The following is a 5,783-nucleotide window of genomic DNA, read 5'->3' as shown; positions in this document are numbered from 1 at the left end:
GTCCTGGGTGGTGAAGATCTCGGGGGTGGCGTAATCATAAAAGCCGGGCATCTCCGTGACACCGGTCATGGCCCACAGCTGCTCGGAGCTCTTGTCCGGGTACAGCCGTCCCAGCTGGTCGTGCAGCCCGGTGGCCGCCCCGACGGTGTCGGCGGCCATGTCGTGGGCGGCGCCGTTGTAGTAGTCGAAGGTCATGATGTTGACGACGTCCACACGGGCGCCGTTGGCGACGGCGTTGCGCAGGACGGCCAGACCGCTGTCGGCCAGGCCCCGGGTGGTCGTGGGCAGGGTGTAGGAGAACTGCACGGTGCGGCCCGCGGCCGCGGCCCAGTCCTGAACCTGTCTGATCGCCTTGTTGCGGCGGTCGACGCCCGCGTCGTTCGTCAGGGAGTTGTCCTCGATGTCGAGGTCGAGCCTGGTCACTCCGTAGGTCGTGATCACGTTCTCGTAGGCGGCGGCGATCCTGCCGACGTCGGTGCAGCTGTCGGCGAGCTCGGTGCCGCCGTTGTCCGCGGCGTAACCGCCGAAGGAGGGGATGACGTCGCCGCCGGCCGCGCGGATCGTCGCGATGTCCGGGCCGAAGACGGACTGCGCCACGGGCTTCGCGGTGTCCCCGTTCCAGTACGGGGTACAGGACCCCTTCGCCTCGGTCTGCAGGAACGCCATCGTCAGATGCTTGGCGCCGGACTGCGCGGAGAGCGCCGCGGGGCTGTCGGAGCTGTACGTCTCGAAGTACGGCGCGAAGACATGGGCGGGAAGCGGGGCGGGGGCGGCGGCAGGAGGCGCGGCGGCGGGGGGTGCGGCGTGGGCCGCCCCGGCGCCCAGGGCCGGTGCCGCGGCGATGGCCAGCGCGGTCAGAGGCGCGAGGAGACGGGCTCCGGCGCGTAAGGATATGAGTGGTTTCACGGATGCTCCCGGTGGCTGTGATGCGCACGCGGTGGATGTGCGCGAGGTGGGGGCCGTTGCGCGGGAACATCGTTGGACTGGACCAGTGGTGCGTCAAGGGTCGTGACGCGAACCGGCGCGAGGAATACGGTCGTTCGGGGCCCGCCGCGGGGCCTTCACTCGTTCGAGCCGCGACGCCGGGCGAACGGGTGACGGGCCCTGACCGGGGCGCACCGGCTGATAGCGTGCGGGGCGCGGCGGGAACCGCGGCCGTCGGCCCGCTCGGATCGCGCCCCCACAGACCGCGCCCGGGCGGGCCCCGCCCCGATGGGGGCGAGCGCGGCGTGAGCCGTGTCACCCGGCGGCCGAATCCGCTCCGGGGTCGTATACCCTCTGGGGTGTGAACATGCTCGTCAAGCGCCGCCACGTGGACTTCGTCCGCGTCACGAGCATGTCCTGTCGCCGTCACGGCTGACCCTTCCGCCCTGCCCCGCCGGCCCCTCGTTCCGGGCCGCCACGTAGCGCCTCCGCGGATTCCCCGCGGTCCTCACTCCGGGTCTTCTCCGCAGTTCTTCGTCGTTCCGCGTTGTTCTGCGTCGTTCTTCGTAGTTCTTTCTGCCAGTTTTCTCGAGCCGCCTACCGGCCCCGCCCTGCTCGCATACCCTGCGGCACCGTAGCGGGCCACCCGGCCACCCCGGGTGATCGCCGGACCCTCACAGCCCAGGGACACCTCATGATCAAAGAGCTTCCCGTTCTGGACCTCTCCGCCGCCACCGCGGGCCCGGAGGACCGTGCCCGATTCCGGGACGCGCTGCACAGCGCCGCCCGGGACGTGGGCTTCTTCCACCTCACCGGCCACGGCATCACGCCGGAGGAGACCGCCGGCCTGATGCGCGACCTCCGCGCCTTCTTCGCCCTCCCCGAAGCGGACCGCCTCGCCGTCAGCAACCTCAACTCCCCCCACTTCCGCGGCTACACGCGCATCGGTGACGAGCGCACCGGCGGCAGCCGCGACTGGCGGGACCAGCTGGACATCGGCGCCGAACGCGCTCCCCGGATCCCCGCCGCGGACGAGCCCGGCTACTGGTGGCTGGAAGGCCCGAACCAGTGGCCCGACGCCCTCCCCGAGCTGCGTACGACCGCCCTGCGCTGGATCGACCGGCTCAGCTCGGTCGCCGAGCGGCTGCTGCACGAGCTGCTCGCCGCGATAGGCGCCCCGCCGGACTTCTACGACGAGGCGTTCGCCGACCGCCCCCATCTGCACCTCAAGCTCGTGCGCTACCCCGGCAGCGCCCCCGACGGCGCGGCCCAGGGCGTCGGCGCGCACAAGGACTACGGCTTCCTCACCCTGCTGCTCCAGGACGAGGTCGGCGGCCTGCAGGTCGAGATGCCCGACGGCACCTTCATCGATGTGCCGCCGCTGCCCGGCGCCTTCGTGATCAACCTCGGCGAGCTGCTGGAAGTCGCCACCAACGGCTACCTCAAGGCCACCAACCACCGCGTGGTCAGCCCGCCCGGCAACCGCGAGCGCTTCTCCGTGCCCTTCTTCTACAACCCCCGCCTCGACGCCCGCATCGAGCCGGTGTCCTTCCCGCACGCCCATCTCGCCCCGGGCGTCACCCAGGACGCGGCCAACCCGCTCTTCGCCGAGTACGGGCGGAACGAGATCAAGGGCTGGCTGCGGGCCCACCCCGCCGTCGCGCGCAAGTACCACCCGGAGCTGCTGGACGCCGGCACGCCCGTCGGCTGACGCGAAGCGCCTCGGCCCGCCGGGCCGCGAGGAGGAGGAAGAGCACGTCCTCCTCCTCGTCCTCCTGCGGCAGCAGCTGCTCCTGAGGAGTGCCCCCGGGGCGGCAGCCGCACGGGCAGGGGCGCCGGATCCGACCCGGCGCCCCGCGGCGGGTCAGTCCCGCGCCCGCTCCACCCGGAACAGGGCCGCGTCCAGCTCCGCCTCCAGCCGGTTCAGGTCGCCCTCGTGGCCGTGCGCGGCGATGTGGCCGTCCGGGCGCACCAGGACGTAGCCGGGCCGCCGGCAGCCGGTGGCGCCTCCCGTGTCCCCGCGGCGCAGCACGACCACGCGCACGGACGGCCGCGCGGCGGCGATGTGCTCCACCTGCCGGGTCCAGGGCACCGCGCCCCGCGTGGGCGGCAGCACGGCGACCGTCCAGCCCAGCGGGTCCGCGTCGGGTCCGCAGATGCCGTACGCCTCGGCCCACTGGCGCGGGAACTGTGCGCCGACCTTCACACCGCCCGGCATCCGCCCCCGCACCCGGCAGCCGGACCAGCCGGACGGCGACTGGGTGGCGCGCCGGGGCGTGTAGGAGATCCGGCGCCCGGCGAGGAGCGAGGCGTAGTACCGGGAGACCACGCCCGTGCGGTCCATCAGGCGGAAGCCCGCGTCGCGCGCCTTGACCATTGCCGGGCCGCCGACCATCCAGGCCCGGGTCTGCAGGTCCGTGTCGCGGATGATGCGGTGCGTCGCCTCGGCGCGCTCCAGGCCGTAACTCAGCAGCAGGGACGCGGGTGCCTCGCCGCGGATGACGGACGCCAGCTTCCAGCCCAGGTTCTGCGCGTCCTGGATGCCGTTGTTCATGCCCTGACCGCCGGCGGGACTGTGCACGTGCGCGGCGTCGCCCATGAGGAAGACCCGGCCGAGCTGGAAGTCCGTGGCCAGTCGCGCGTGCACCCGGAAGATGGTCGTCCAGACCGGTTCGGTGATCCGTACGCCGCGCGGCCCGCGCTCGTCCAGGAGCCTTTGCATCATGGGGACGTCGACCTCCCCGGCTCCCTTCGGCAGCACGGAGAAGAACCGGAAGACGTCGTCCGGCATCGGGATCACCGCCAGGGTGCCGGACTCCCCCTGGTAGTAGAGGATCTCGTCGGACGGCAGGTCGCCCTCGACGCGGGCGTCGATGAGCGCGAACTCCAGGCCGTACGTGGAGCCCTGGAAGCCGATGCCGAGCTGGCCGCGCACCGTGCTGCCCGCCCCGTCGGCGCCGATCACATACGGCGCGCGCAGGCGTTCGAGCGTGCCGTCGCCCAGTTCCAGCACGGCGGTCACCGGGTCGGTGCCCTCGATGCGCCCGGAATGGTCGACGCCCTCCAGAGCGAGCAGTTTGACGCCTCGTTCGACCTTGCCGCCCAGGGCGTGCAGCCGCTCGGTGAGAAGGCGTTCCGTCTCGTACTGCGGCAGGACCCGGGCCGCGTGCTCGGGCGCCATGGGGAAGGAGGCCAGCAGCTTCCGGTCGGAGAAATAGCTGAGGGTGTTGATGCTGATGGAGGCCGCGCGCACACCCTCCTCCAGCCCCTGGTCCGTGAGGATGTCCAGGGCCCTGGGATAGATCGACAGGGCCCGGGGGACGTGCATCGGAGCACTGATCCTGTCGATGACGCGGACGCGGATTCCGCGTCGCAGCAGTTCGCACGCCGCGAGGAGCCCCGTGGGGCCGGCTCCCACGACGAGTACGTCGAAGGCGTCGTCGGGTTTGCCGCTCTTGTCGTCGGATTTCCCGGCGACTTTTCCGGTGACTTTCCCAGAGAGTTTTCGGACGGCTTTTTCGCCACCGTCCTCCAACGAGGGTAATTCAGTCATGTGTACGACCCATCCGCTTGTTGGTTCGACGAAGAATCCCTGTAGGCCGAAAGAGCCTGGGATAAGCGGAATGGTAGCGTCAACAGCCCTTCGGAGAGTACGTCAATCACCCGGAAGTCCGTCACCTCCGGCCGATCCGGCTGTACCGGCCACGGATCGTCGTGGCACCCTCAAAACGCGTCCTCAGCAGAGCGACGCACGCGCGCCGTCGTTTCACGAAAGGCAGCGATCCATGACGCGAACCCCCCGAAGCCCCGTCACCGGCGTCCCGGCGCCGTTACCCACCGAGGAGGCCGGAGACCGGGCGGCGCCGCGACCGGTGCCCGGCATATGGCTGGCGGTGCTGGCCGCGCCCGTCGCCCTGAGCGCCAACGGCCCCGCCCTGATCCTCGGCGACATCGGCGACGGCCTCGACGTCTCGGTGACGACCGTGACCTGGATGGTCACCGCCTTCGGCTGGGCGGTCGCCGTCGGCACCCCGGTGGCGGCCGCGCTGCTGCGCCGCCGCGGCGTTCGCCTCACGCTGGGCCTCAGCACAGCGGCCGTGCTCACCGGCGTCCTGCTCATCGCCCTGGCCTCGTGGTTCCCCCTGGTCCTGGTGGCCCGTGCGGTCCTCGGCCTCGGCGGCGCCGGGCTGGTCACCTCGGCGATGAACCTGGCCGGAACCGTACGCCGCATGGGCTGGATCACCGCCGGCTCGGGCGTATTCGGCGCCGTCGGACCACTGGCCGGAAAGCTGCTCGACGACGGGCTGTCCTGGCGCGTCTCCCTCGGCGTCCAGCTGCTGTGCCTGCTCGCGCTGCCCGTCGTCCTGCGCCGGCTGCCCGAGGAGCTCGCCGGACGGCGCGAGGGCTCCCTCGACGCCCGCGGCGCGGCGCTGCTGTTCGCCCTCGTGACCGCGCTGGTCGGGATGGTCCGCTTCCCCGGCCCGGCGCTCGGCTGCGCGGCCGTCGTGGCCGTCCTGCTCGCCCTGCATGTACGCGCGCGGCCGGACGGTTTCGCGCCCGCGGCACTGGTGCGCTCCCCGGTGTTCCTCGCGGCCGCGGGGCTCGCCTTCGCCCTGTCGACGTCCTACTTCGCGCTGCTGTACTCGGTGCCCCGCGTCCTGGCCGACCGGGTCGACTGGAGCACCCGGGCCATCGGCGTGGGGCAGATGGCGGCGCTGCTCGCCGGCTCCGCGCTGTCGTGGTTCCTGGCGGCCGTCGCGGCCCGGCTGCGCCGGCCGGTCGTCCTGACCGTCCTCCTCGGGCTCGGCGTGCTGGCCCCGGTGGCCGCGGCCCTCACGCCCTGGGCGCCGGTGCTGTTC

The 5,783-nt window shown here is 72.3% G+C and carries 4 protein-coding genes; 2 read left to right on the top strand and 2 right to left on the bottom strand.

The window, feature by feature from the left end:
• The coding region (locus AB0K09_RS28845) for a glycosyl hydrolase family 18 protein (protein WP_366068352.1) at nucleotides 1-906 on the bottom strand (906 nt) is incomplete at its 3' end.
• A 712-nt stretch (nucleotides 907-1,618) separates the two neighbouring features.
• Here AB0K09_RS28845 and AB0K09_RS28840 point away from each other — a divergent pair.
• Nucleotides 1,619-2,635 (top strand): 2-oxoglutarate and iron-dependent oxygenase domain-containing protein, encoded by a 1,017-nt coding sequence (locus AB0K09_RS28840; RefSeq protein ID WP_366068351.1) that lies wholly within the window; start codon nucleotides 1,619-1,621, stop codon nucleotides 2,633-2,635.
• Nucleotides 2,636-2,788: 153 nt separating this feature from the next.
• Here the strand turns inward: AB0K09_RS28840 and AB0K09_RS28835 are convergent, their stop codons facing one another.
• Nucleotides 2,789-4,477: an FAD-dependent monooxygenase gene (locus AB0K09_RS28835; RefSeq protein ID WP_366068350.1), complete on the bottom strand. Its 1,689-nt coding sequence runs from the start codon at nucleotides 4,475-4,477 to the stop codon at nucleotides 2,789-2,791.
• 232 nt (nucleotides 4,478-4,709) lie between these two features.
• Between AB0K09_RS28835 and AB0K09_RS28830 the strand changes: the two genes are divergently transcribed.
• A partial coding sequence (locus AB0K09_RS28830; protein ID WP_366068349.1) for an MFS transporter occupies nucleotides 4,710-5,783 on the top strand: 1,074 nt, incomplete at its 3' end.

Source organism: Streptomyces sp. NPDC049577 (genome assembly GCF_040675635.1).
Taxonomy (GTDB): Bacteria; Actinomycetota; Actinomycetes; order Streptomycetales; family Streptomycetaceae; genus Streptomyces.
Note: the sequence above shows the minus strand (reverse complement) of the source record. Positions and strands in the feature narration are given on the sequence as shown.

Coding starts and splice junctions, on each gene's coding strand:
- AB0K09_RS28840 (WP_366068351.1), top strand. CDS start 1,619: ATGATCAAAGAGCTTCCCGTTCTGGACCTCTCCGCCGCCACCGCGGGC.
- AB0K09_RS28835 (WP_366068350.1), bottom strand. CDS start 4,477: ATGACTGAATTACCCTCGTTGGAGGACGGTGGCGAAAAAGCCGTCCGA.